Origin of the sequence: Kitasatospora sp. NBC_01250 (assembly GCF_036226465.1) — a bacterium.
Lineage (GTDB): Bacteria > Actinomycetota > Actinomycetes > Streptomycetales > Streptomycetaceae > Kitasatospora.
Genome location: NZ_CP108476.1, coordinates 6,154,460 through 6,175,514 on the forward strand (window position 1 = coordinate 6,154,460; position 21,055 = coordinate 6,175,514).

At 73.1% G+C, this 21,055-nt stretch carries 18 protein-coding genes and 3 tRNA genes; 18 read left to right on the forward strand and 3 right to left on the reverse strand.

Annotation, left to right across the window (positions count from 1 at the left end; all coding sequences use genetic code 11):
• Nucleotides 1–49 precede the first annotated feature (49 nt).
• The 5 genes from OG500_RS25950 to OG500_RS25970 all read left to right on the forward strand — a co-directional run bounded on the left by OG500_RS25950 (nt 50) and on the right by OG500_RS25970 (nt 5,250).
• On the forward strand, nt 50–493 hold the full coding sequence (locus OG500_RS25950; protein ID WP_329583746.1) for a hypothetical protein: 444 nt from the start codon (nt 50–52) through the stop codon (nt 491–493).
• A gap of 32 nt (nt 494–525) precedes the next feature.
• Complete coding sequence (locus OG500_RS25955) at nt 526–1,866, forward strand: glutamate-5-semialdehyde dehydrogenase (RefSeq protein WP_329583749.1); 1,341 nt, start codon at nt 526–528, stop codon at nt 1,864–1,866.
• A gap of 71 nt (nt 1,867–1,937) precedes the next feature.
• The gene (locus tag OG500_RS25960) at nt 1,938–2,531 is read left to right on the forward strand and encodes an SCO2584 family spore wall biosynthesis protein (RefSeq protein WP_327069222.1); all 594 of its coding nucleotides are present in this window, start codon (nt 1,938–1,940) and stop codon (nt 2,529–2,531) included.
• Nucleotides 2,532–2,625: 94 nt separating this feature from the next.
• Nucleotides 2,626–3,702, forward strand: coding sequence for an SCO2583 family membrane protein (locus OG500_RS25965; RefSeq protein WP_442907061.1), 1,077 nt, complete (start codon nt 2,626–2,628; stop codon nt 3,700–3,702).
• Nucleotides 3,703–3,810: 108 nt separating this feature from the next.
• Complete coding sequence (locus OG500_RS25970; protein WP_329583756.1) at nt 3,811–5,250, forward strand: DUF2079 domain-containing protein; 1,440 nt, start codon at nt 3,811–3,813, stop codon at nt 5,248–5,250.
• 6 nt (nt 5,251–5,256) lie between these two features.
• On the opposite strand, the gene OG500_RS25975 is transcribed toward OG500_RS25970, so the two are convergent.
• Nucleotides 5,257–6,342, reverse strand: coding sequence for a M48 family metallopeptidase (locus OG500_RS25975; RefSeq protein WP_327069225.1), 1,086 nt, complete (start codon nt 6,340–6,342; stop codon nt 5,257–5,259).
• 217 nt (nt 6,343–6,559) lie between these two features.
• Between OG500_RS25975 and OG500_RS25980 the strand changes: the two genes are divergently transcribed.
• The 8 genes from OG500_RS25980 (at nt 6,560) to OG500_RS26015 (ending at nt 11,123) form a co-directional block, all read left to right on the forward strand.
• Nucleotides 6,560–6,703 (forward strand): hypothetical protein, encoded by a 144-nt coding sequence (locus tag OG500_RS25980; RefSeq protein ID WP_327069226.1) that lies wholly within the window; start codon nt 6,560–6,562, stop codon nt 6,701–6,703.
• 160 nt (nt 6,704–6,863) lie between these two features.
• Nucleotides 6,864–7,010: a hypothetical protein gene (locus OG500_RS25985; protein WP_327069227.1), complete on the forward strand. Its 147-nt coding sequence runs from the start codon at nt 6,864–6,866 to the stop codon at nt 7,008–7,010.
• A 129-nt stretch (nt 7,011–7,139) separates the two neighbouring features.
• Nucleotides 7,140–7,763: a nicotinate-nucleotide adenylyltransferase gene (gene nadD, locus OG500_RS25990; RefSeq protein ID WP_327069228.1), complete on the forward strand. Its 624-nt coding sequence runs from the start codon at nt 7,140–7,142 to the stop codon at nt 7,761–7,763.
• A 27-nt stretch (nt 7,764–7,790) separates the two neighbouring features.
• A complete protein-coding gene (locus OG500_RS25995; RefSeq protein WP_329583762.1) occupies nt 7,791–9,608 on the forward strand; it encodes an LCP family protein in 1,818 nt (605 codons plus the stop codon).
• Nucleotides 9,609–9,726: 118 nt separating this feature from the next.
• A complete protein-coding gene (gene rsfS / locus OG500_RS26000) occupies nt 9,727–10,182 on the forward strand; it encodes a ribosome silencing factor (RefSeq protein ID WP_327069230.1) in 456 nt (151 codons plus the stop codon).
• Entirely contained in the window at nt 10,179–10,826 is a 648-nt protein-coding gene (locus tag OG500_RS26005) for a histidine phosphatase family protein (protein WP_327071693.1), read from the forward strand. The genes rsfS and OG500_RS26005 overlap by 4 nt, the downstream gene beginning before the upstream one ends.
• A gap of 114 nt (nt 10,827–10,940) precedes the next feature.
• Nucleotides 10,941–11,013 (forward strand) — tRNA-Ala (locus OG500_RS26010).
• 37 nt (nt 11,014–11,050) lie between these two features.
• Nucleotides 11,051–11,123 (forward strand) — tRNA-Ala (locus OG500_RS26015).
• Between the two features lie 61 nt (nt 11,124–11,184).
• Here the strand turns inward: OG500_RS26015 and OG500_RS26020 are convergent.
• Nucleotides 11,185–12,108, reverse strand: coding sequence for a helix-turn-helix transcriptional regulator (locus OG500_RS26020; protein ID WP_329583765.1), 924 nt, complete (start codon nt 12,106–12,108; stop codon nt 11,185–11,187).
• 102 nt (nt 12,109–12,210) lie between these two features.
• On the opposite strand from OG500_RS26020, the gene OG500_RS26025 reads away from it, so the two are divergent.
• Together OG500_RS26025 and OG500_RS26030 are read left to right on the forward strand one after the other, a co-directional pair.
• The gene (locus OG500_RS26025) at nt 12,211–13,689 is read left to right on the forward strand and encodes an MFS transporter (RefSeq protein WP_327069232.1); all 1,479 of its coding nucleotides are present in this window, start codon (nt 12,211–12,213) and stop codon (nt 13,687–13,689) included.
• 186 nt (nt 13,690–13,875) lie between these two features.
• Nucleotides 13,876–13,948: transfer RNA gene (locus tag OG500_RS26030), tRNA-Ala, on the forward strand.
• Nucleotides 13,949–14,026: 78 nt separating this feature from the next.
• Here OG500_RS26030 and OG500_RS26035 read toward each other — a convergent pair.
• Nucleotides 14,027–15,298: an MFS transporter gene (locus OG500_RS26035; RefSeq protein ID WP_327069233.1), complete on the reverse strand. Its 1,272-nt coding sequence runs from the start codon at nt 15,296–15,298 to the stop codon at nt 14,027–14,029.
• A 238-nt stretch (nt 15,299–15,536) separates the two neighbouring features.
• On the opposite strand from OG500_RS26035, the gene OG500_RS26040 reads away from it, so the two are divergent.
• The 3 genes from OG500_RS26040 to leuS all read left to right on the forward strand — a co-directional run bounded on the left by OG500_RS26040 (nt 15,537) and on the right by leuS (nt 21,053).
• Nucleotides 15,537–16,874, forward strand: coding sequence for a hypothetical protein (locus OG500_RS26040; RefSeq protein ID WP_327069234.1), 1,338 nt, complete (start codon nt 15,537–15,539; stop codon nt 16,872–16,874).
• Between the two features lie 42 nt (nt 16,875–16,916).
• Nucleotides 16,917–17,906 (forward strand): UDP-glucose 4-epimerase GalE, encoded by a 990-nt coding sequence (gene galE / locus OG500_RS26045; protein WP_327069235.1) that lies wholly within the window; start codon nt 16,917–16,919, stop codon nt 17,904–17,906.
• A gap of 246 nt (nt 17,907–18,152) precedes the next feature.
• The gene (gene leuS, locus OG500_RS26050) at nt 18,153–21,053 is read left to right on the forward strand and encodes a leucine--tRNA ligase (RefSeq protein ID WP_329583770.1); all 2,901 of its coding nucleotides are present in this window, start codon (nt 18,153–18,155) and stop codon (nt 21,051–21,053) included.
• The last annotated feature ends 2 nt before the right edge of the window (nt 21,054–21,055 follow it).

Genomic DNA, 21,055 nt, shown 5'->3' on the forward strand with positions numbered 1-21,055 from the left:
CGGTCGCGGCGGGGCCGGGGACAATCCAGCGTCGAACAGGAGGCCGCCGGTGGCACGCAGGGGCGACCGAACGCTACCCGAGCCGACCGGGGAGGGCGGCGCCACCGTCCGCCGGCTCCACCCGGCGACCGGCGGCGCCGAGCCCGTCGAGCAGGGCCGGCTCTGGCACGTGGTGCTCAGCGTGGCCGGCGAGGTGACGGCGCTGGCCGGCCTGCGGGCGGGCCTGGAGCGGCTCGCGCACGACCACTCGTTCTTCCTGACGGCCCGCTACGCCGCCGACCACGCCGAGATCCGCTACTGGGAGCAGGCCCGCGACCTGCACGACGCGGCGGCCATCGCGCTGCGGCTGTGGGGCGAGCACAAGGCCAGCGCCAAGCTGCCGCCCTGGGAGATCGTCGGCCTGGAGGTGGTCGACCGGGCCACCTACCACCAGCGGGTCGCCGAGGGCTTCGGCGAGCCCACCGCGCAGCTGGGCGGGGTGCATCCCTACTGAGTGGGTCCGCCGGCAGGGGTCCGTCTCACTGGGTGACGGGGGCACCCTGGCGGGGCCGTCCAGTCGCTACCCTTCAGGGCATGACCATCGACAGCCCTGTCCTCGCCACCGCGCGCCGCGCCCGTACGGCCGCCGCCGCACTCGCCCCGCTGCCGCGCTCGGCCAAGGACGCCGCGCTGCTGGCGATCGCCGACGCGCTGATCGCCAGGGCCGGTGAGATCACCGCGGCCAACGCCGAGGACGTCGAGCGGGCCAGGGCGGCCGGCACCGCCGAGTCGGTGATCGACCGGCTCACCCTGACCGAGCAGCGGATCGCCGCGATCGCCGCCGACGTGTGCGACGTGGTCGGCCTGCCCGACCCGGTCGGCGAGGTGGTGCGCGGCTACACGCTGCCGAACGGCCTGGATGTGCGCCAGGTCCGGGTCCCGCTCGGCGTGGTCGGCATCATCTACGAGGCCCGCCCGAACGTCACGGTGGACGCCGCCGCGCTCTGCCTGAAGTCCGGCAACGCGGTGCTGCTGCGCGGCTCGGCCTCCGCCTACCGCTCCAACACCGCGCTGGTCGCGGTGCTGCGCGAGGCGGTCGCCGCCGCCGGACTGCCGGCCGACGTGATCCAGCTGGTCCCCGGCGAGAGCCGTGAGTCGGTGACCGAGCTGATGCGTGCCCGGGGCCTGGTCGACGTGCTGATCCCGCGCGGCGGTGCCTCACTGATCAAGACCGTGGTGGAGGGCTCCACCGTGCCGGTGATCGAGACCGGCACCGGCAACTGCCACGTCTACGTGGACGCGGACACCGACCTCGCGATGGCGGTGGGCATCCTGCTCAACTCCAAGGCGCAGCGGGTCAGCGTCTGCAACTCCGCGGAGACCCTGCTGGTCCACCAGGACGTGGCCGAGGAGTTCCTGCCGCTCGCGCTGGCCGCCCTGGCCGGGGCGGGGGTGACCGTGCACGGCGACGAGGCGGTGCTGAAGCTGGCCGCCGACTCGCCCGCGACCGTGCTGCCGGCCACCGACGAGGACTGGGCGGCCGAGTACCTGTCGCTGGACCTGGCCGCCGCCGTGGTCCCCTCGCTGGACGCCGCCGTCGAGCACATCCGCCGCTGGTCCTCGGGGCACACCGAGGCGATCGTGACCACCTCGCAGAGCGCCGCGCGCCGCTTCACCCAACTGGTGGACGCGGCCGCCGTCGCGGTCAACGCCTCCACCCGGTTCACCGACGGGGGTGAGTTCGGTTTCGGCGCCGAGATCGGCATCTCCACCCAGAAGCTGCACGCCCGGGGACCGATGGGCCTGCCGGAGCTGACCTCGACCAAGTACATCGTCACCGGTGACGGTCATGTGCGCGGCGAGGCCACCCGGACTGTCGGCGGCTGATCGGCCGACTCAGGTCAGCTCAAGTGCCGGGAGCCACAGACAAATCGCGCGCCCGGTAATACGCTGATTCCGTGGCTGAGGATCTGGGGGGCTCGCCGTATTCCGACGGCGCCGACCACGGTGGAACGGACGACGAGTTCGCCACCGTGGTACTTGACGAGGCCTTCGTCAGATCCGCCGCCGTCCACGAACCGACCGCCCGTGAGCGCCAGCTGGCCGCCGCCGAGGCGCGCAGCGAGCCGGAGCCGGGCGGCGCGGGCCGCGGCACCGACTACGCCGCCGACCGCTTCGACGGGCTGCCGCTGGAGCTGCGCCCGCATCCGCTGGGCCTGGAGGACGACCGGATCTACACCGACCCCTGGGTCGGTTCGCACCGGGGTGTCGGGCGCCGCCGGGCGGTGCGCTGGCCCGGATACGGTCCGCGGGGCGGCGGGCGGGGCCAGATCGCGCAGCAGCGCTGGCACCGGCCGCTGGCCTGGGTGCTGGTGATCGTGATGGGCGTCAGCCTGGTGGCCGTCGCCGTCGCGGCGGTCTACCGGGGCACCGGCCAGGCGCCGGTGCGACGGCCCGAGGTCGGCACCAACCAGTCGGCCACCCCGCCGCCGCCCACGGCCGGAGCCGGCGTGCAGCCGAGCGCGGCGGCGATGTCGCTGCCGGCCGGCTGACCTCACGCGGCGCCGGGCCGTCGCAGGTCACCGCTCGGACACGTTGCGTTCCCGGGCCTCGTATCGGGCCCGCCGCGCGCTCTACCCTTGAGTCATGGGTGACCCGGGTGAGCCTCCGGAGGGTGCGCCCGAGGGCGGTTCCGGAAGCGATGACGAATACCGATCCGTCGTGTTCGACGAGTCCTTCGTCAGGGCTGCCCGGATCACCGAACTCTCGGCCAGCGAGCGCCTGAACGGCGGCGCCGCGAACGCGATCCGGCGCCGGCTCGGCCCGGGTCCGTTCGGCTCGCTGCCGCGCCAGGCGCTGACCTTGCTGATGCTCCTGGTGCTGGCCTTCACCGCCGCCGTCTACTTCGGCATCACCTCGCCGCAGCACGAGGCGGTCGGCGGCTCCGGCGCCGAGCTGACCAGCGAGCTCACCGTGCTCACCCCGGCCGCGGGCATCGTCGCGGCGGCCGACCCGAGCAGCCCGTTCGGCTCCCTCGCGGCCACGGCGGGCTATGCGGACGGCAGTGCGGGCTTCGGCCTGCCTGCCGCCGGCAGCTCCACCGCGCACTTCGGCCAGGCCCAGGTCAGCGCGGCGGTGGACCTCGTCCGGCGCTACCTGGAGGCCTCCGAGCTGGCCCCGGCGGTACTGGTGCAGGGCGAGACGACGCCGGTGCGCGCGCTGCTGGCGCCCACCGAGCAGAGCCAGTTCGACCAGAGCCTGACCGCTCCCAGCGACGACCAGCACCACGCGGCGACCGGCTGGATGGTCCGCTTCGACCCAATGCGCACCGCGCTGGCCTCGGACACCGTCAAGGTGGCCGGCACGGTCCGGGTGACCGAGGCGGACAGCGGCACCCTGGAGCTCACCAGTGACCACACGCTGGTCTACGCGGTGCGCCCGGCCGGTGCGGAGAGCAGCGGGCCGGTCAGCCTCTACACGGTCCGCCGCGAGCTGCGCTTCGATCTGAGCCGCACCGACATCGCGGCCGGCCAGCTCACCCTGGCCGACTCGGTCGTGCAGGCCGGGCCGAGCTCCTGCGGGGCGGCGCAGGCGGAGTACCTGCAGCCGCTGCCGGTCGGCAACGCCGGCACGGGCACCGCGGGTCCCGCGGTCGTCGACCCGGCCGACCGTTCCGCCCCGGCCTGGCAGAACTGCGCCGTCATGGCCGCGTCGAAGAGCTGACCGGCGCCGTCACCGAGGCGCCGTCCGAACTGTCCGGTTCATCCCAACTGAAAGAATCCTCAGCTCCGTTCAGGATTCCCTCAGCGGCACTTTCCTAGCGTCGCCGAGGTGACCACCTTTCAGCTGACGCCCCACCCGGCCCCGATCCGCAGTGCCCCGTTCGTGCACCGCCCGCGCCCGCTGCGCGGCGAGCGGCTGCTCCCGTGGCTGGTAGCCCTTCCGGTCACGCTCTTCCAGCTGGCGCTCGCCGTTCCGCGGCAGTGGCGGATGGAGACCTCCGGGTTCGACCTCGGGATCTTCGAGCAGGTGGTGCGCGCCTACGCGGGCCTGCACGCGCCGGTCGCCACCCTCAAGGGCACCGGCTACAGCCAGCTCGGCGACCACTTCAGCCCGCTGCTCGCGGTGCTGGCCCCGATCTACCGGGTGTTCCCGACGCCGGTCACCCTGCTGGTCGTCCAGGCGCTGCTGCTCGGGTGCTCGGTGCTGCCGGTCACCGCGCTGGCCCAGTCGGTGCTCGGCGGTCGGGCGGCGGTGGCGGTCGGGCTGGCCTACGGACTGTCCTGGGGACTCTGGCAGTTGGACGAGTTCGACTTCCACGAGGTGGCGCTCGCGCTGCCGTTGATCGCCTGGTCGGTGGCCGCGCTGGCCCGAGGGCGGTGGCGGGCGGCGGTCTGCTGGGGGCTGCCGCTGATGCTGGTCAAGGAGGACCAGGGGCTGGTGCTGGCCGGGATCGGCGTCCTGGTGTTCCTGCTCGGCCGCCGCCGGCTGCTCGGCGCGGCCGCCGTGGCGGTGGCCGCGCTCGGCACCGCGCTGATCGTGCTGGTGCTGATCCCCGCCGCCAACGTGCACGGCGTCTACGACTACGCGGCCAACGGGCGCTGGGACGGCGGCGACCCGCTGATCCGGCTGCTGCTGCCGATGGACAAGTGGCACACGGTGGGCCTGCTGCTGCTGCCCACGCTCTTCGTGGCGCTGCGGTCGCCGCTCGCTCTGGTGCTGGTGCTGCCGCTGGCTGGCCGGTTCTGGAGCCCGGCCCCGGTGTACTGGCACGCCGTCGACCAGTACAACGCGGTGCTGATGCCGATCCTCTTCCTGGCGATGGTGGACGGGCTGCGCCGGATCAGGGCCCGTGGCCCGGGGCGGCTGGTCGCGGGGCTGGCCGGCCTGGTGCCGGGCGCGGCGCTGGCACTGGCGCTGCTGGCCGCGCCGATCCCCGACCTGTCGGGGCCGAGCCCGACGGTGGTCGCCGTCCGCGAGACGCTGGCGGTGATCCCCGACGGTGCGTCGGTGGCCGCCAGCAACCAGCTGGCCCCGCAGCTGACCGGGCGCTGCGAGGTCTCGCTCTTCCCCTACCTGACCTACCCGGGGCAGCAGGGCCCGGCCGGCCGGCCGGTGGCCGACTGGGTGGCCGCCTTCGACCGGCCGAACGGCTTCCCCACGCCGGTGGCCCAGGAGCTGGACGCGATCGCCCAGCTGACCCGGGCCGGCTACCGGAGCGTGGCGCGCGGCGGCGGCGTCACGGTGTACCACTGGGTGGGGACGGAGTAGCCCCGGTCAGTCCTGGTCGCGCGGCTCCTCGTCCTGCGGGCCGCGCTCGCCACTGCTGCGGGCACCGGTGAAGGTGTCGCGCAGCTTGCCGCCCACCGTGCCGGCGCCGTCCGCGATGTCGCGCAGCAGGTTGAAGAGCGGGTCCTTGCTCTCCTTGATCGACTTGCCGTAGGAGTCGGCAGCCGCCCGCCACTGGTCGCCGACCGAGGCGTTCGGGTCGTCCGAACGGCGCGGGTAGGCACCGGCCATGATCGAGCGGTACTCCTCGCTCTCCGACCACTGCTTGAGCTTGGCGACCCGGACCACCGCGAACGGGTGCGTCTGCGGCAGCACCTGAAGCAGCTTCAGCACGCTGTCACGCAGGTCGCCGGCCTTCTCGTACTCCTCGGCCTGCTCCAGGAAGGCGTCCACGTTCATCTCGGCGAGGTTGTGGCCGCCGGCCAGCTTCATCAGGCCGCGCATCGCCGCCTGCGGATCCTGACCGGCCAGCAGGCCGGCCCGGTCGCAGGAGATCTCGGCCTTGCGGAACCACTCCTTGAGCGCGGTGATCAGCGCCGTGATCGCCAGGTTGCCCAGCGGGATCCAGCCCACCCGGGCGGCCAGGTTGGTGAGGATCAGCAGCATCGTGCGGTAGACCGCGTGGCCGGACATCGCGTGCCCGACCTCGTGGCCGATCACTGCGCGCAGCTCCTCCTCGTCCAGCAGCTCCACCAGGCCCGAGGTCACCACGATCACCGGGGTGTCCATCCCGATGCACATCGCGTTGACGTTGGGGTCCTGCGTCACGTACAGGTCGGGCACCTGCTCCAGGTCGAGCACGTAGGCCGCGTCCCGGACCATGTCGAACAGCTCGGGGTACTGGCGCTCGGAGGTCTTGACCGCGGTGGCCAGGAACATCAGCCGCATGCTGCGCTCGGAGACCAGGCCGGCCAGCTTCTTCAGGACCTCGTCGAAACCGGAGAGCTTGCGCAGCGCGACCAGCGCCGAGCGGTCGGCCGGGTGCTCCCAGGCCCGGGTGGAGATGTCGGGAAAGCGCCGGCGGCGACGGCTGGGGGATCCCGGGGTGCCGCTGGGCTGGGTGGAATCGGTCATGTGCTGAGTACCTCCTGCTCGACGCCGGTCCCGGCGGTGCGCCGGCCCCCGCTGCTTCGACTGCTGAACGCCTGCTCGCGCGTACTCGTCCCCGGCTCAGCGTACGACGGCGGCGCGACATCGCACCGGGGGCGGTGGGTGCTCCCGCGGGGGACCGGGTCTAGGCTGGCTTCCCGATTTGTCACCACCGTCTCCACCCTCCCCAAGGAGTCCGCCGATGTCTCACGCCGACCTGGTGAACCTGGCCGCGATCTCCAACGGCCCCGGCCCGGGGCTCTTCCTGCGCCTGATCGTGCTGGGCTCCATGGTCGGCGTCTGCCTGCTCGCCTGGATCCTGGTCCGGGCCGGCCGCAACAACTGACGCCCGGCCACCACCGCGGGCACGCCTCACCTGCCATCAGACGCGGGGAGCCGCCGCGCGGTTGCACACCCGGGCCCCGTACGATGACCCCGCGGGCCGCCCCGGCTCGCCGGGACCCCGTGTCCTGGCCACCCACCGAGTCGAGAAGGCCTTGCCGATCATGACCTCAAGCGCTCTGCCCGCCCTGACCAGCCTCGCCGAGGGCAGCAACCACCAGAGCCTGAACCCGCTGCTCACCGGTGGCAGCGCGCTGTTCATCCTCTTCCTGCTGCTCTTCGTGGTGACCCGCTTCAACCGGGACCGCTGAGTGGCGCACGCGTGCGATCAGACGCGTGCGATCAAAGGGAGCGCCCCGGGCGACGGGACGCTCCCTTCGGTGTAGGACGACGCAGGTGGCGCGACCGGGCGCCGGACAGGTCGCGTAAGGTGTCTCGGCATGGGAGAGAGCAGGCCGACGGTGGAGCCCCGGCGGCGCAAGCGGCTCGGTGTGATGGGCGGTACCTTCGACCCGATCCACCACGGCCACCTGGTCGCGGCCAGTGAGGTGGCCAGCGCCTTCCACCTGGACGAGGTGGTCTTCGTCCCGACCGGGCAGCCCTGGCAGAAGAGCGGTACGGCCGTCTCCTCGGCCGAGGACCGGTACCTGATGACGGTGATCGCCACCGCCGAGAACCCGCAGTTCTCGGTCAGCCGGATCGACATCGACCGCGGCGGCGCCACCTACACCGTCGACACCCTGCGCGAGCTGCGCGACCAGCACCCGGACGCCGATCTCTTCTTCATCACCGGCGCCGACGCGCTGGCCCAGATCCTGTCCTGGCGCGACGCCGAGGAGCTCTTCGCGCTGGCCCACTTCATCGGCTGCACCCGCCCGGGGCACACGCTGAGCGACGCCGGGCTGCCGGCCGGCGGGGTCTCGCTGGTCGAGGTGCCGGCGCTGGCGATCTCCTCCACCGACTGCCGGCAGCGGGTGGCCAAGGGCGAGCCGGTCTGGTACCTCGTCCCCGACGGCGTGGTGCGCTACATCGACAAGCGAGCGCTCTACCTGGACGCGGGCTGAGCTTGCGGAAGACCTTGTGAGGACGGCGTGACCGGAACGGCAGACCACGGCGGGCCCGAGGACGGCGAGTGGTCCACGGGGCAGTACCCGCAGCAGGCGTACCCGTACGAGCAGCAGGCCCAGCAGCAGGCCCACCAGCACCAGGGCTACAGCGGCGGCGGGCAGCAGTACGCCGGGTACGAGCAGCAGGGGTATGCCCAGTCGTACCAGGAGCAGGCCTACCAGCAGCAGGGGTACCAGCAGCCGGGACACGGCGGCGGCCAGCAGCCGTACGAGCCGTCGGTCTACCAGCAGCCGGGGTACGAGCAGCAGGGGTACGGGCAGCCGGGCTACGGGCAGCAGCAGGGGTACGCCCAGCCGTACCAGGAGCAGGCCTACCAGCAGCCGTACCAGCCGCAGGCCCCCGTCCAGCCGGCGCCGGTTGCGCCGGCCCCCGCCGCGCCCGTCCAGGCGCCCGCGCCGACCGTGCCCGCGCCGCCGCGCCCCCGGCCGGCAGCAGCCGCGCCCAGTGCCGTCGCGGTGGCGCCCGAGGAGCCCTCGGAGCAGGTCGGCGGTCGCCGCGCCACCGCCAAGCCGGCCCGCGCCGGTGACCAGGACCCGTACCAGACGGGCGAGTTCACCTTCGTCGATGAGCAGGCGGAGGAGACCGAGGACGTCATCGACTGGCTGAAGTTCGCCGAGTCGCGCACCGAGCGCCGCGACGAGCGCCGCCGCAAGCTGCGCAACCGGCTGATCGGCGGGGCGGTCGCGCTGGCCCTGGTGGGCGGCGGCACGGTGGGCTACCTCTTCTACACGGGTGCGCTGGGCAACTCCCAGTCGGCGGCCGCGGCGGTCGGTTCGCGCAACGTCGTCGTGGTCCACATGCGCGACCTGCAGGGCAAGGTGAGCAGCGCGATGCTGATCAACGACGCGGCCGGGCACAAGGGCTCGATCCTGCTGATGTCGGACACCCTGCAGCTGCCCACCGGCGGGGACACGCCCACCACACCGCTCGGCAGCGCGATGGACTCGGTCGGCCCGGCCGCCACCCGCGACGCGCTGAGCAACCTGCTCGGCGCCCCGGTGGCCGGCACCTGGCGGCTGGACACCCCCTACCTCCAGCTGCTCGTCTCCCAGCTGGGCGGCATCAAGGTGGACACCAACGCGCAGCTCACCGGCCCGGACGGCAAGACGCTGGTCGAGCAGGGCAGCCAGCGCACGCTGAGCGGGCAGGCCGCGGTGGCCTACGCCACCTACCAGGCGCCGGGCGAGAGCCGCGACGCCCAGCTGGCCCGGTTCGGCCAGGTGCTCTCGGCGGTGATCGCCACCATGCCCACCACGCTCGCGGACGCCACCGACGACGTGCACCGGATGGGCGCCGTGCTCGACCCCTCACTGCCGGAGAAGGCGCTGGCCGGTCTGCTGGTCGAGCTGTCCCAGCAGTCGGCGGCCGGGCACCTCGCCACCACCACCCTGCCGGTGCAGCCGGACGGCACGCTGGACCAGGGCAAGGCCGGCCCGGTGGTCAAGGACGTGCTCGGCGGCACCGTGCACTCCGCGGCCGCCACCAGCGGCCCGGCCCGGGTCAGCATCGTGGACGCCACCGGCAGCGGTGGCAGCGCGGCCCAGGCCGCGCAGATCCAGGTGGTCGACGCCGGACTGAACTTCGTGCCCGGCGGCTCCACCGCGCCGAGCCCGCAGGCCACCACCGAGATCGACTACACCGACGACGGCCGGGCGCAGGCCGCGCAGTCGCTGGCCACCAGCCTGGGCCTGCCGACCTCGGTGGTGAAGAAGGTCAGCACCGCGCAGACCGCCGACCTCGTGGTGGTGCTGGGCAAGGACTACCAGCCGCCCAAGCAGTAGCGGGCCTGCGCGGCGATGACACGGGCACCGGCCCCGGTCGGAGAAACTCCGGCCGGGGCGCGCGTGGCGGCGTGAGATCCTGGATGAGGAAATTCATGTCATCGACCGGAAGAACACCGTGACCGCAACCGAACGCTCGCAGGAACTGATCACCGTCGCCGCCCAGGCGGCGGCCGACAAGCTCGCACAGAACGTGATCGCCTTCGACGTCAGTGACGTCCTGTCGATCACCGACGCCTTCCTGATCGCCTCGGCGGCCAACGACCGCCAGGTCAAGGCGATCGCCGAGGCGATCGAGGACGCGCTGCGCGAGCAGCTGGACGCCAAGCCGGTGCGCCGCGAGGGCGAGCGCGAGGGCCGCTGGATCCTGCTCGACTACCTGGACATCGTGGTCCACGTCCAGCACTCCGAGGAGCGCTCTTTCTACTCGCTGGACCGCCTCTGGAAGGACTGCCCGGAGCTGCCGCTGCCCGCGGACGCGATGGCCACCCGCAACCGCCCGGAGGACGCCGACACCGACGAGGCCGGCAACGCCGTCGCCGCCGGTGACTACTTCATCCAGGACTTCAGCTGACCAGCCGCGCGGGGGGACCGCGGATCGTCTTCTGGCGGCACGGCCAGACCTCCTGGAACCTGGAGTCCCGGTTCCAGGGCAGCACCGACATCCCGCTGACCGAGGTCGGCCTGGACCAGGCCAGGCGGGCGGCCCGGCTGCTCGCCGGTCTGCGGCCCGACCTGCTGATCTCCTCCGACCTGCAGCGGGCGGCGGCCACCGCGGCCGAGCTGTCCCGGGTCACCGGGCTGGACGCGCAACTGCACGAGGGCCTGCGGGAGACCTACGCGGGCAGCTGGCAGGGCCTGACCCACACCGAGATCCGCGAGCGCTACGCCGAGGAGTACGCGGCCTTCGGGCGCGGCGAGGCGGTACGGCGCGGTGGCGGGGAGCTGAGCACCGAGGTCGCCGACCGCGCGGTCCCGCCGGTGCTGGCGGCCTTCGAGAAGCTGCCCGAGGACGGCACCCTGGTGGTGGTCAGCCACGGCGGCACCATCCGCACCATGCTCGGCCATTTGCTGGGCCTGGACCCGAGTCAGTGGGAGTGCTTCGGCGGGCTGTCCAACTGCTCCTGGTCGGTACTGGGACCGGGTGCGCGCGGCTGGCGGCTGCTGGAGCACAACGCGGGGTCGCTGCCGGAGCCGGTCATCGGCGACGACACCTGAGTCGGAGGGCGGGCGACGGCGGGATTTCGTCATTCCGGGTCTGACCAGCTAGAGTCTTCCTCGTTCGCAGGAGAGAACGCCGCCCGGAAGGGAGGCGGGAAATCCTGGGAGTGCGGGGCTGTAGCTCAGTTGGTAGAGCGCTTGCATGGCATGCAAGAGGTCCGGGGTTCAATTCCCCGTAGCTCCACTCCGCACCAGCGGTCCGCGAGGGCCGTGCGTGTCGCGGGGCTGTAGCTCAGTTGGTAGAGCGCTTGCATGGCATGCAAGAGGTCCGGGGTTCAATTCCCCGTAGCTCCACAGACCGCTGAAGGGCCGGTACCTCCAGGTACCGGCCCTTCAGCGTTTCCGCGCGCACCGCTCAGTGCTGGTGGTCGACGACGGGCGCGCCGGGGTTGGCCGTGATCCAGGCCATCCGCTCCTGGTCGACCGGGCGCTCCGGGGTGTAGGCCACCAGGTACAGCTCCGGGGAGCCCGGCATGGTCAGGTACGCCGCCTGGACCCGGATCTCGCCCACCGCCGCGTGCCGGAACACCTTCAGCGTGGTGGTGGGCGGCGCCACCTGCTGGGTCGCCCACAGCTCGCGGAACCGGGAGCTGGTCGTGCACAGCTCGCGCACCCAGCGCTCCCAGCCCGGCTCGCCGACGTGCGAGGCGTAGGCCGCCCGCATCACCCCGACCATCCGCGGCAGCTCCTCGTCACGGTTGACGAAGGGGTTGCAGCAGTCGGGCACGGTCAGCGCGCACCACATCGAGTTGCGCCTGCCGTGCGGGGCCACCGACCGGGTGGCGCCGGGGAAGAGCGCGTCGTAGCCCGCGTTGTAGGCCAGGATGTCGTACGCGCGGTTGCTGATCGCGGCGGGCATCGGGGCCAGGGCGTCCAGCACCTTCTGCAGCGCCGGGTCGGTGGCGGGGCAGGAGGCGCCCACGGTGTCGTCCGCGGGCAGGCCGGCCAGCCGGTACAGGTGCGCGCGCTGCACCTCGTCCAGGAGCAGGGCCCGCGCGATGGCCGACAGCACCTGCTCGCTGGCGTTGATCGGGCGGCCCTGCTCCAACCACGTGTACCAGGTGACCCCGACGCCGGCGAGCTGCGCCACCTCCTCGCGGCGCAGGCCCGGGGTGCGGCGGCGCAGGCCGGGCGACAGGCCGACGTCCCCCGGCGCGACCCGGGCCCGACAGGCTTTGAGGAAGGCCGCGAGCTCCGTGCGGCGGGCGTGTGCCCGACCGCTGCCGGGGGCGGGGCCGGGGTCGGCGGCGTTCACGGGAGGGCTGTCGAGCACGGTCATGCGCCCATCCTGACGCAGCACCGCGGGCTTTGGGAGGTAGTGCCGGTACCAGGATCAGCAGGCTCTAACCACCAGTACCAGCGCCCCGGCAGGCTGGTCCCCATGACGGACCTTCAGCTCGCCGGACCAGCCGAGTCCCTGGGACCGACCCGGAGCCGCCCCTCGGGGCCGAAGCCGACCGGCGCGGCCCGCGACCGCTCGGGCCTGCTCCTCGCCCTCATCCTGACCGGCCAGTTCATGGCGGTGCTGGACGTGGCGATCGTCAACGTCGCGGTCCCGACCATCCGGCTCGACCTGCACGCCTCCGGCGCCGGCCTGCAACTGGTGATCGCCGGCTACACCATCGCGTACGCGGTGCTGCTGATCACCGGTGCCCGGCTGGGCGCCCGGTTCGGCCACCGGCCGCTCTTCCAGGCCGGCCTGGCCGTCTTCACCGCCTCCTCGCTGGCCTGCGGCCTGGCCCAGGACACCGGCAGCCTGATCGCCTTCCGGGTGCTCCAGGGGATCGGGTCGGCGCTGATGGTGCCCCAGGTGATGAGCCTGATCCAGAAGACCTTCACCGGGGCGGCCCGGGCCCGGGCGCTGGGCATCTACACCGCCGTCCTGGCCGGCGCCACCGTGGTCGGCCAGATCCTGGGCGGGGTGCTGGTCAGCGCCGACCTCTTCGGCTCGGGCTGGCGGCCGGTCTTCCTGGTGAACGTGCCGATCGGCGTGCTGCTGCTGGTGGCCGGGCACTGGGCGCTGCCCCGGCTGCCGGTGGACCGCGAGCGCCGCCTCGACCTGGTGGGCCTGGTGGTGCTGGCGCTGGCGATCGGGCTGCTGGTGGTGCCGCTGGTGCTCGGCCACGACCTCGGCTGGCCGCGCTGGAGCTGGCTGGCGATGGCCGCATCGGTGCTCGCCTTCGCCCTCTTCGTGCTGGTCGAGCGCCGGATCGCGGCGCGCGGCGGCCAGCCGCTGATCCACGGGCGGGTGCTGCGCTCGGCGGGTCTGCTGCCCGCCTCGGTGGGGATCTTCGTGGTCATGCTCAACTTCTCCGGCTTCATGTTCTCCTTCGCGCTGCACCTGCAGGCGGGCCTGGGAGACAGCCCGCTCCGCGCGGGCCTGCTGTTCGGTCCGGTCGCGCTCGGCTTCGGGCTCTGCGGCCTGCACTGGCAGCGGCTGCCCGCGCGCCTGCACCTGCCGCTGCCGGTGGCCGCCCTGCTGGTGGTGGCGCTCGGCTACCTGGCGGTGGGCCAGCTGATGCGCTCGGGCGGGCAGTTGGGCCTGGCCGGCGGAGCGCTGCTGGTGGTGGTGGGGGCGGCATCGGGCTGCGCCTACAGCCCGCTGTTCGCCCGGGCGCTCAGCCGGGTGGCACCCGCGGACGCGGCGGACGCCAGCGGCGTGCTGGTCACGATGGTCCAACTCGGGCAGGTGGTCGGCGTCTCCCTGGTCGGGACGGTCTTTCTGAGCTCGGTGCACTACCCGGCCCCGGCTGCCGTCTCCGGCCACGCGTTGGCCGTCACCACCGCCGTGCTGGTGGCCTCCTCGGTGGTGGCGGCGGGCTTCGCCGCGCGCACCCGCCGCGCGGCGGCCCTCGGCTGAACCGGCACCGGGCCCCGGCGCAGCGGCGATCTCCCGTCCGTTCCCGACCCGCCCGCGTCCCGCTCCCGGCCTCCCCGGGGCGGGGCGGGGAACGGATTCGTTAACCATCCCGTCGACCGTGTAAAGTAAGACGTGTCGCCGCGGGAGACCAGGGCGGCAAAAATATGCGCCACGAAAATCGCATACGGGGCTGTAGCTCAGTTGGTAGAGCGCTTGCATGGCATGCAAGAGGTCCGGGGTTCAATTCCCCGTAGCTCCACAGTGATCCGAGGGTCGCCTTCCACATCGGGAGGCGACCCTCGGGCGTTTCGCGGGTGACCGTCAGCCGGTGCCCGGCTCAGACCCGTCGCGGCGACCGGGCGAACCTGGGCAGCAGCGCCGCCGCCACGGTGACCGTGCCGAGCACCAGGAAGGCCGTCCCGTACGAGGCCCGCGCGGCCAGCTCGGAGACCGCCAGCGGTCCGGCGATCCCCGCGAGGCTCCAGCCGATCAGCATCAGCCCGTACACCCCGCCCGCGTGGGTCAGCCCGAAGAACTCCGAGGCCATGGCCGGCATCGTGGCGAAGCCGCCGCCGAAGGAGAGGCAGACCAGCGCCGCCAGCGGGAGGAAGAGCCCGGGGGTGCTGACCTGGGAGAGCGCGACCAGGCACAGTCCTTGCGAGGCGAGCATCAGCACGAAGGCACCGGTCAGCCCGGTCCGCCCCGACAGCCATGCCCACATCGGCCGGCCGACCGTGTTGAACACCCCGAGCGCGCCGGTCACGGCGGCGGCTGCCGTCGGGCTCAGCCCGGTCAGGCTGCGGGCCGCCGGGGCGAGCACCGAGAGCATGCTGATCCCGGCCGCGGTGTTGAAGAAGAGGATCAGGGTCAGCAGGTACCACTGCCGGGTGCGCAGTGCCTGGGCCGGACGGTAGTCACGGGCGGCGAGCGGACCGTGCTGGGCCGGGACGGCGAGCGGACGCGGCGGATTGCGGAAGAAGGCGGCGCCGGTGAGCGTGGTCACCAGGAAGATCCCGCCGAGCACCAGCAGCGCCCGCGCCGGGTCGGCCGCGTAGTGCGCCACCAGCAGCCGGGCGAGCGGCGCGCTGAGCACCGAGCCCAGCCCGAAGCCGCCCGCTGCCACCGCCGCGGCGAGCGCCCGGTGTCCGGGGAACCAGCGCTGCAGCAGGGTGGTCGGCACGATGTAGCCGAGCCCGAGGCCCACTCCGCTCACCACGCCGTAGCCCAGCAGCACCAGCCAGAAGTCCGCCCGGCCGTGTGCGCAGCCCGCCAGCAGCAGGCCGCCGGAGTAGAGCAGACCGGCCAGCAGGGCGATCCCGCGCGGTGGCCGCTTGCTCATCAGCAGTCCGCCCAGCACGGTGCCCAGGAAGACCAGCGCGTGCGCGGTGGCGAACGGCAGCCCGGCCTCCCCGCGGCCGAGCGCGAAGCTGCTGTCCGGATTCTGCAGCCCGGCCGACAGGATGCTCCAGGAGTAGATGGCCCCGTAGGCGAGCTGGTTGAGCACCACGGCGGCGGCCACCAGGCCCCGGCGGCGGCCGATCCGCCGGCGGCGCCTGGGCGGAGCGGCCCCGTCGAGGCCGGGGCGGGGGAGCAGGATGGCTGACTGCACGGGGATCACCGTTCTTCTCATGGCACTCTTCTCATCTCCCAGCCGCGTGACGGGCAGCCGAGCACGCGGACGCCGGGTTCCGGCTGTCTTACGCTCCGTGACCGCTTCTGGTTACGCGCTGCGGCGGGTGCGGCCCTGGGCTGGTGAATCGTCTGACCCAATCGGCGGTTCTGAATACGGAGGGTGACCTGTGTGTGATAGCGCCCGAGTCCCGGCCACGGCCCGCTACGGTCGGGCCATGGCCGACCTCGTCCGCAAGCGCAACGAAGAACTCGCCCGGATACTCCACCAGCTCTCCTGGAGCCCGGAGCGGCTGGCGCGCGAGGTCAACCTGGTGCTCCCCGCAGGCCTGTCGATCAGCCTGACCGCGCCGTACAAGTGGCGGGACCGCGGCATGGTGCCGCGCGCCCCGCACGATCTGACGGTCTGCGAGGTGCTGAGCCGGGCGGTGGGCATCGCGGTGACCTATGAGCAGCTGTGGGGCCGGATGGGCAGCAACCGGGGCGCCAAGGTGCTGTCGGCCCGGCTGCTGACCGATCCGTGGACGGCGGACACCGCGCAGCTGGCGCTGCGCGAGGCGGGGGCGCAGGCCGCGCCGGTCCGGCTCACCGACCTGTTCCGCGGCGGGGAGCTGGCGGCGGCGGTCGAGCACTGGTCGAGCCCGCCGCCGCCGCTGACCGGCGGCGAGGGCGCGCTGCGCGTCACGGGCGGACAGCTGACCGATCTGCGGCTCGGCTACCACGGCAAGCGCCGGCTGGCCCAGGCCTGCGGCGGCGGTCTGGTGCTGGAGCCGGCCAGGGCCGAGCTGGCGATGGCGGGCAAGTTGCTGGAGCTGGGCGGCTACGCGGACGACGAGCGGCTGGGGCGGGCGCTCTACGGCGCGGCCGGGCGGCTGGCCCGGCTGGTCGGCTGGGCCGCCGCCGACCTCGGGCAGGAGGCGGCGGCCCAGCGCTCGTACGTCGCGGCGCTGCGGGCCGCCCACGCGGCCGGGCGGCCCCGGCTGGCGATGAGCGTGGTCGGCAGCCTGGCGGTCCAGGTCACCTACCAGGGCGCCGGTCGCGGCCTGGACCCCGCCGCACTGCTCGGCCGCGCGCTGGCGGCGGTCGGCGACCGGCTCTCGCAGCGCCAGCGGGCCCGTCAGCTGGGCCGGCTGGCGCTGGCCCGCGCCCGGTCCGGGCAGCGGGCGGGTGCCGAGGCGGCGGCCGAGGAGGCCTTCGCCCTGCTCGGCGCGGAGGGCGGGTGGCGGCGGGCCGAGCTGCTCGGCCTGGTCGGCGGGGCGTACCTCTTCCTGGACGAGCACGAACAGGCCCGGCCGATGCTGACCGAGGCGGTGGCCGGTGCGGCCGGGGCCAGGTCCCGGGCACTGCTGCTGATCCGCCTGGCCGGCTCCTGGCAGCGCACCGGCGAGGCCGTGCGCGCGGCCGAGGCCGCCGACCAGGCGCGCCGACTGGCCGCCGGGATGCAGTCGCAGGTGGTCGCCCGGGCGCTGCGGGAGCTGGACGGGCGCCCCGGACAGGGCGCCGCCCCGGCAGTGCCCGGGCGTTGGGCGGAGTTCGGGCAGGAAGGGCTCGGTTAGGCTTCCCGGGGAACAGCGGACGGACGGGAAGGCTCGCAGCTCATGAAGGTACTGATCTCCGGTGGCGCCGGGTACATCGGCAGCACCGTCGCCTCGGCCTGCCTGGACGCCGGTGTCACGCCCGTCGTCCTGGACAGCCTGGTGACGGGCCGTCAGGAGTTCGCCGAGGGGCGTGCCTTCTACCAGGGCGACATCGCGGACGGCGCGCTGGTGGACCGGATCTTCGCCGAGCACCCGGAGATCGAGGCGGTCGTGCACTGCGCCGCGCTGATCGTGGTGCCGGACTCGGTGGGCGACCCGATCGGGTACTACCGGGCGAACGTGGCCAAGAGCCTGGACTTCGTCGGGCACCTGATCCGCAACGGCTGCGAGAAGATGATCTTCTCCTCCTCCGGGTCGATCTACCTGCCGGGCGAGGACTTCAGCGTCGACGAGGAGTCGGGCATCGCCCCGCAGAGCCCGTACGCGCGCACCAAGGCCGTCTGCGAGGGCATGTTCGCCGACATCGCCGCCACCCAGCCGATCCGGATCCTCTCGCTGCGCTACTTCAACCCGATCGGCGCCGACCCCCGGCTGCGGACCGGCCTGCAGGTGCGCCGGCCCAGCCACGCGCTCGGCAAGCTGATCGAGGCGCAGGAGACCGGCGTGCCGTTCCAGGTCACCGGCACCCACTGGCCGACCCGCGACGGCTCCGGCATCCGCGACTACGTGCACGTCTGGGACCTGGCGGCCGCGCACGTCGCGGCGCTGAAGGGGTTCGAGGCGGCGCTGGAGGGCAAGCGCTCCTCGGTGATCAACCTCGGCACCGGGACCGGCACCACCGTCAACGAGCTGATCGACGCCTTCAACAGCGTGGTCACCCCGCCGGTGGCGAAGGTCGAGACCGAGAGCCGCCCCGGCGACGTGGCCGGCGCCTACACCCGCAGCGACCGGGCCAAGCGGCTGCTCGGCTGGGAGCCGCAGCTCAGCCTCGCCGAGGGCATCCGCGACTCGCTGCGCTGGGCCGCGATCCGCGACGAGCGGCTGGCCTGAGCGCCCCGTGCTCGGGGCGCGCACCACGCCCCGAGCACGCCTGCGGTACCCTGCTGCCATGCGAACCGTGCGCCTGCTCCTTAGCCGGCCGCGCTGACCAGGACCGGCCGAGCCCAGCGGGCCACGCCGGAGTCAGCGTGGCGTCCCCTCCTGTCGAGGGGCTTTTTTGTTTCTCCGGGCCTTGCGCGCCGTGCCCGGCACCCCCGCTGACGATTCGCGATCTGACACGATGGAGCCTGAAGGATCATGAGCGAGACGACCCCCGCCGCCACCGCGGCGGCCACCGAGCCGTTCCGGTACACCGCGAGCCTGGCCGCCGACATCGAGGCCCGCTGGCAGGACAGCTGGGAGAAGGAGGGGACGTTCAACGCCCCCAACCCGGTCGGCCCGCTGGCCTCCGCGACCGCCGGTGCCGCCGAGGTCGCCGCCAAGCCGCACAGCTTCATCATGGACATGTTCCCGTACCCCTCCGGCGCCGGCCTGCACGTCGGCCACCCGCTGGGGTACATCGCCACCGACGTCTACGCCCGCTTTCAGCGGATGACCGGCCACAACGTGCTGCACACGCTGGGCTACGACGCCTTCGGCCTGCCCGCCGAGCAGCACGCGGTGGCCACCGGCGTGCACCCGCGGGTCTCCACCGAGGCGGCCATCACCAACATGCGCACCCAGCTGCGCCGGCTGGGCCTGGGCCACGACTCCCGCCGGTCGATCTCCACGATCGACCCGGAGTACTACCGCTGGACCCAGTGGATCTTCCTGCAGATCTTCAACTCCTGGTACGACCAGGAGGCTGGGAAGGCCCGCCCGATCGCCGAGCTGATCGCCCGGTTCGCCGACGGCTCGCGCCCGACCCCCGACGGCCGCGCCTGGTCCGAGCTGTCCGGCCTGGAGCGCGAGGAGGTGCTGGGCGAGTACCGCCTGGCGTACAGCAAGGAGGTGCCGGTCAACTGGTGCCCCGGGCTGGGCACCGTGCTGGCCAACGAGGAGGTCACCGCCGACGGCCGCTCCGAGCGCGGCAACTTCCCGGTCTTCAAGTCCAAGCTGCGCCAGTGGATGATGCGGATCACCGCCTACGGCGACCGCCTGATCTCCGACCTGGACCAGCTGGACTGGCCCGAGGCGATCAAGCTGCAGCAGCGCAACTGGATCGGCCGCTCCGAGGGCGCCCGGGTGGACTTCCCGGTCAAGGCGCACAACGGGGGCGCGCAGGACCGGGCGATCACCGTCTTCACCACCCGTCCCGACACCCTGTTCGGCGCCACCTACATGGTGCTGGCGCCCGAGCACGAGCTGGTCGACTCGATCGTCCCGGCCGCCTGGCCGGCCCAGACGCACGCCGACTGGAAGGGCGAGGCGCACAGCCCGGCCGAGGCCGTCGCCGCCTACCGGGCCATGGCCGCGGCCAAGTCGGACGTCGAGCGCCAGGTCGACGCGAAGGTCAAGACCGGTGTCTTCACCGGCGCCTACGCGACCAACCCGGTCACCGGCAAGCCGATCCCGGTCTTCATCGCCGACTACGTGCTGATGGGTTACGGCACCGGCGCGATCATGGCCGTGCCCGCGCACGACCAGCGCGACTTCGCCTTCGCGCGCGCCTTCTCGCTGCCGATGACCTGCGTCGTCGAGCCGACCGACGGGCGCGGGGCGGACCCGGCGGCCTGGGACGAGGCCTTCGACACCTACGACTCGGTGATCGTCAACTCGACGGGCGAGGGCATCTCGCTGGACGGCCTGCGGGTGGTCGACGCCAAGGCCGCCGTCACCGCCTGGCTGACCGAGCGCGGGATCGGCGAGGGCACCGTCAACTACCGCCTGCGCGACTGGCTGTTCAGCCGTCAGCGGTACTGGGGCGAGCCGTTCCCGATCGTCTACGACGAGGACGGCGTGATGCACGCGCTGCCCGAGTCGATGCTGCCGGTCGAGGTCCCCGAGGTGGACGACTACTCGCCGCACACCTACGACCCCGACGACGCCGCCAGCACCCCGAAGACCCCGCTGTCGCGCAACGAGGACTGGGTCACCGTCGAGCTGGACCTGGGCGACGGCGTGCGGACCTACCGCCGCGAGACCAACACCATGCCCAACTGGGCGGGTTCCTGCTGGTACGAGCTGCGCTACGTCGACCCGGTCAACGCCGCGAAGGTGGTCGACCCGGCCAACGAGGCCTACTGGCTGGGCCCCACCGAGCAGAAGCCGGCCGGCGGTGTCGACCTGTACGTGGGCGGCGCCGAGCACGCGGTGCTGCACCTGCTGTACGCCCGCTTCTGGCACAAGGTGCTGCACGACCTGGGCCACGTCTCCTCGGTCGAGCCGTTCCACAAGCTGTTCAACCAGGGCATGATCACCGCCGACGTCTACCGTGACGCGCGCGGCTTCCCGGTGCCCGCGGTCGAGGTCGAGGAGCGCGACGGCGGCTGGTTCTGGCAGGGCGAGGCGGTCACCCGCGAGGCCGGCAAGATGGGCAAGTCGCTGAAGAACGCGATCGCGCCCGACACCATCTGCGAGGAGTACGGCGCCGACACGCTGCGCCTGTACGAGATGTCGATGGGTCCGCTGGACGTCTCCCGCCCGTGGGACCCGCGTGCGGTGGTCGGCTCCTACCGCTTCCTGCAGCGGCTGTGGCGCAACGTGGTCTCCGAGGAGACCGGCGAGCTGGTGGTCGCCGAGGAGCCGGCCGACGAGCCGACCCTGCGGGCGCTGCACAAGGCGATCGACGGGATCCGCGGCGACCTGGCCGGGCTGCGCTTCAACACCGCCGTGGCCAAGGCGATCGAGCTGAACAACCACCTGGTCAAGCGTGGTTCGACGCCGCGCGAGGTGGCCGAGTCGCTGGTCCTGATGGTCGCGCCGCTGGCGCCCCACATCGCCGAGGAGCTGTGGCACCGGCTGGGCCACACCGACTCGCTGGCCTTCGCCGACTTCCCGGTCGCCGACCCGGCCTACGTGGTCGACGAGGCGGTGACCTGCGTGGTCCAGATCAAGGGCAAGGTCAAGGCCCGCCTGGAGGTGCCGCCGACCATCTCGGACGCCGAGCTGGAGGCGCTGGCGCTGGCCGACCCCGCGGTGGTCGCCGCGATCGGGGACGCGCCGGTGCGCAAGGTGATCGCGCGGGCGCCGAAGCTGGTGAACATCGTCACGGGCTGACC

Excerpts from the sequence above, each read along its gene's own strand:
- OG500_RS26025 (WP_327069232.1), top strand. The coding sequence starts at position 12,211 with ATGACGGACCTTCAGCTCGCCGGACCAGCCGAGTCCCTGGGACCGACC.
- OG500_RS25975 (WP_327069225.1), bottom strand. The coding sequence starts at position 6,342 with ATGACCGATTCCACCCAGCCCAGCGGCACCCCGGGATCCCCCAGCCGT.
- OG500_RS26020 (WP_329583765.1), bottom strand. The coding sequence starts at position 12,108 with ATGACCGTGCTCGACAGCCCTCCCGTGAACGCCGCCGACCCCGGCCCC.
- OG500_RS25985 (WP_327069227.1), top strand. The coding sequence starts at position 6,864 with ATGACCTCAAGCGCTCTGCCCGCCCTGACCAGCCTCGCCGAGGGCAGC.
- leuS (WP_329583770.1), top strand. The coding sequence starts at position 18,153 with ATGAGCGAGACGACCCCCGCCGCCACCGCGGCGGCCACCGAGCCGTTC.
- OG500_RS25980 (WP_327069226.1), top strand. The coding sequence starts at position 6,560 with ATGTCTCACGCCGACCTGGTGAACCTGGCCGCGATCTCCAACGGCCCC.
- OG500_RS25965 (WP_442907061.1), top strand. The coding sequence starts at position 2,626 with ATGGGTGACCCGGGTGAGCCTCCGGAGGGTGCGCCCGAGGGCGGTTCC.
- galE (WP_327069235.1), top strand. The coding sequence starts at position 16,917 with ATGAAGGTACTGATCTCCGGTGGCGCCGGGTACATCGGCAGCACCGTC.
- OG500_RS26040 (WP_327069234.1), top strand. The coding sequence starts at position 15,537 with ATGGCCGACCTCGTCCGCAAGCGCAACGAAGAACTCGCCCGGATACTC.
- nadD (WP_327069228.1), top strand. The coding sequence starts at position 7,140 with ATGGGAGAGAGCAGGCCGACGGTGGAGCCCCGGCGGCGCAAGCGGCTC.